The organism is Ramlibacter sp. 2FC, assembly GCF_005503345.1.
Classification (GTDB): Bacteria; Pseudomonadota; Gammaproteobacteria; order Burkholderiales; family Burkholderiaceae_C; genus SCMQ01.
Genome location: NZ_SCMM01000118.1, coordinates 1 through 2461, shown reverse-complemented (window position 1 = coordinate 2461; position 2461 = coordinate 1). Strand labels below are relative to the sequence as shown.

Below are 2461 nucleotides of genomic sequence, written 5' to 3'. Positions count from 1 at the left end.
CCCACACCCTCACGAATGTGCACGCATGACTCGGGGCCGCCGTAGCTGGCTAAGCCTTCAACGTATGACTCTTTCATTCACAACACTTTGCCGGTTTTGACCGGCGCACGGAGCCGCCATGCCACAGCCCTCCCCCCTGCCCACCGGCGCCCTGGCCGGCATCCGCGTGATCGACGCCTCGCGCGTGCTCGGCGGCCCCTACTGCGGCCAGATCCTGGCCGACCATGGCGCCGACGTGCTCAAGATCGAGCCGCCCCAGGGCGACGAGACCCGCGCCTGGGGTCCGCCCTTCGAGCATGGCGTGGCCTCCTACTACATGGGCCTGAACCGCAACAAGCGCGGCATGCGCCTGGACCTGGCCAGCCCCGAGGGCCGCGAGGAATTCCTTGACCTGCTCGCCGGCGCCGACGTGCTGCTGGAGAACTTCAAGACCGGCACGCTCGAGAAATGGGGCCTGGGCCACGAGGCCCTGGCCGAGCGCTTCCCGCGCCTGGTGCATTGCCGCGTCAGCGGCTTCGGCGCCGACGGCCCGCTGGGCGGCCTACCCGGCTACGACGCGGCCATCCAGGCCATGGCCGGGCTGATGAGCGTCAACGGCGAGACCGGCGGTGAGCCCCTGCGCGTGGGCCTGCCGGTGGTCGACATGGTGACCGGGCTCAACGCCGTGATCGGCGTGCTGCTGGCGCTGCAGGAGCGCCAGCGCAGCGGCCGCGGCCAGTTCGTCGAGGCCGCGCTGTACGACAGCGGCCTGTCGCTGCTGCACCCGCATGCGGCCAACTGGTTCGGCGACGGCCGCATCCCGGGCCGCACCGGCAATGCCCACCCCAACATCTACCCCTACGACGCCTTCGCCACCGCCAGCACGCCGGTGTTCCTGGCCGTGGGCAACGACCGCCAGTTCGCCCAGCTCTGCGCCGTGCTCGGCCAGCCCGGCCTGGCCAGCGAGCCCGAGTTCGCGAGCGCAGGCGCGCGCTCGGTGCACCGCGCCGCGCTGCGCGAGCGCCTGCTCGAGCTGCTGGCCAGTTGGGACGGTGAGGCCCTGGTCGCGGCGCTGCAGCAAAAGGGCGTGCCCTGCGCCCCCATCCTCGACGTGCCCCAGGCCCTGAACCATCCGCACACCGCGCACCGCGGAATGACGGTGAGCCTGCCCGGAGGCTACCAGGGCCTGGCCTCGCCGATCAAGCTGAGCCGCACCCCGGCCAGCTACCGGATGGCGCCGCCTCACGACTGCTGAGGGGAAGCCGCTTCGCGCCGGGCCGCCTCAGACCGCGACCCTGCCGTGCCCCGCGCGCGCCAGGGCCAGCGCCAGCCGGGCGCCGACCTCGGCGTTGTGCTTGACCAGCGCGATGTTGGCCGCCAGGCTGTGCCCGCCCGTCAGTTCCTTGATGCGCGCGAGCAGGAAGGGCGTGACGGCCTTGCCGCTGATGCCCTGGGCCTGGGCCTCGGCCAGGGCCTGGTCGGTCAGCGCGGCGATCTCCTCCGACGGCAGGGCCGCCGCCTCGGGCACCGGCGTGCTCAGCACCACGCCGCCCGCCAGGCCCAGGTCCCACTTGGTGCGTATGAAGCGCGCCTGGTCGGCCGGGTCGTCGAGCCGGTAGTCGGCGCGAAAGCCGCTGTCGCGCGTGTAGAAGGCCGCGAAGTTGTCCTGCCCGCAACTGAGCACCGGCACGCCATGCGTCTCCAGGTATTCGAGCGTGAGGCCGATGTCCAGGATCGATTTGGCGCCCGCGCAGACCACGGCCACCGAGGTCCGGGCCAGCTCCTGCAGGTCTGCCGAGATGTCGAAGCTCTGCGGCGCGCCGCGGTGCACCCCGCCTATGCCACCGGTCACGAAGACCTCGATGCCGGCCAGCGCGGCGCAGATCATCGTGCCGGCCACCGTGGTCGCGCCCAGCCCGCCGCTGGCCAGCACGGCCGGCAGGTCGCGCCGGCTGACCTTGGCGGCCTGGCCCGAGCGGCCCAGCAGTTCCAGCTCCTCGTCCGACAGGCCGATGTGGATGCGCCCGCCGATCAGCGCGATGGTGGCCGGCTCGGCCCCCAGGTCGCGGATCACGGCCTCCACCTCGCGCGCGGTGCGCAGGTTCTCCGGGTAGGGCATGCCGTGGGTGATGATGGTCGATTCCAGCGCCACCAGTGGCCGCCCCACGGCCCGCGCCGCGGCGACGGGGGCACTGTAGGTCAGCCAGGATTGGGCGAGTTTGGGCTGCATGGGGTGGCACCTCGGAGAACCAGGTGCCTCAGTGTGCCGCAGCGGGCTGGCGTATGGCCAGTGTGTGCAGCTCAGCCTTTGCGCGCGGGACGCGGGCAGCCGACTCGGGGTATTTTGGGGATGGGCCGGACAGCCGCGTCCGGCCATTATGAGAAGGCCCCAGTTATGAGAAGTTCTGGGATGGGGTAGGCCGGCAGGCCGCGTAAACGCTTGCGATCTGGGGCGTGGCGGCGCGTTGCACTGGACATAAAT

General features: G+C 71.7%; 2 protein-coding genes. One reads left to right on the top strand and one right to left on the bottom strand.

Annotated features, from left to right (window positions below; translation table 11 throughout):
* Positions 1–118: 118 nt before the first annotated feature.
* A complete protein-coding gene (locus tag FFS10_RS22780; protein ID WP_137896881.1) occupies positions 119–1234 on the top strand; it encodes a CaiB/BaiF CoA transferase family protein in 1116 nt (371 codons plus the stop codon).
* 27 nt (positions 1235–1261) lie between these two features.
* Here the strand turns inward: FFS10_RS22780 and FFS10_RS22775 are convergent, their stop codons facing one another.
* Positions 1262–2209 carry a pseudouridine-5'-phosphate glycosidase gene (locus FFS10_RS22775; RefSeq protein WP_137896880.1) on the bottom strand — a complete coding sequence of 316 codons (948 nt, stop codon included), beginning with the start codon at positions 2207–2209 and terminating at the stop codon, positions 1262–1264.
* Positions 2210–2461 lie beyond the last annotated feature (252 nt).